Origin of the sequence: Polynucleobacter sp. AP-Latsch-80-C2, assembly GCF_018882185.1 — a bacterium.
In the GTDB taxonomy this organism is placed as follows: Bacteria; Pseudomonadota; Gammaproteobacteria; order Burkholderiales; family Burkholderiaceae; genus Polynucleobacter.
Window position 1 is genome coordinate 1 of record NZ_JACVOY010000031.1, and the last position, 898, is coordinate 898.

Sequence of the window (898 nt, forward strand, 5' to 3'; positions counted from 1 at the left end):
AAGAGCCAATGGTTAAGCCATTACGTAGATCAAGCGTAGCACTGCTTAAGGTTAATAAGCTACTGGTGTTGCCTACAGTTCCACTACCACTCACTTGTAAGGTACCGGCATTGACAGTAGTAGCGCCGGTATAGGTATTGGCGCCACCAAAAATGACGGTACCGGTATCGCCTATTTTATTGACCGTTAAGGTATAAGCATTGGTATCGGCAATCACACCATTAATCGTCATTGTTTTGCCGGTCGTTAAACCCAGCAATACATTAGAACCCAAAGTCACTGTGCCGGTTTGTTGGATGCCACCTGTGACGCCGCTTGTAAGAGCATAAACAGTTGGCGTTGCTGCGCTATAGAGAGTCAATGCATTGCTAATGGTCTTGCCATTGAGATCAATCACGACCTCACCGGTTGTGATTTCAGTAACAGCGCCTGTTCCAAATGGCTGGAAGCTTGAACCCGCTTTGAGGGTGCCGCCATTGACAGTCGTGCCACCGCTGTAGGTGCTGTTGGTGGTGGCGTTGCCTAGGGTTAAAGTACCACTGCCGATTTCAGTTAAACCAAAGGCGCCGGTCACTCTTCCGGTAGAAGTAATGCCATTTGTTGCATTAATAGTGACTGCTGAACCTAAAGTAATGTCGCCACTTACGCTACCTGTAGCACCACTATTGCCATTAATCAATGCGCCTGTTGAGCTAATACCATCACCATATAGTGTTAATGCATTAGTTATTGTCTGGCCATTGAGATTAATTACTACGCCACCACTACTAGTTTCAGTAACAGCGCCTGTTCCAAATGGCTGGAAGCTTGAACCCGCTTTGAGGGTACCGCCATTGACAGTCGTGCCACCGCTGTAGGTGCTGTTGGTGGTGGCGTTGCCTAAGATGACCGTACCCGC

1 protein-coding gene is annotated in these 898 nt (G+C 48.1%); it reads right to left on the reverse strand.

From position 1 onward, the window contains the following. A partial coding sequence (locus ICN47_RS12720; protein ID WP_216220278.1) for an autotransporter-associated beta strand repeat-containing protein occupies positions 1-898 on the reverse strand: 898 nt, incomplete at both ends.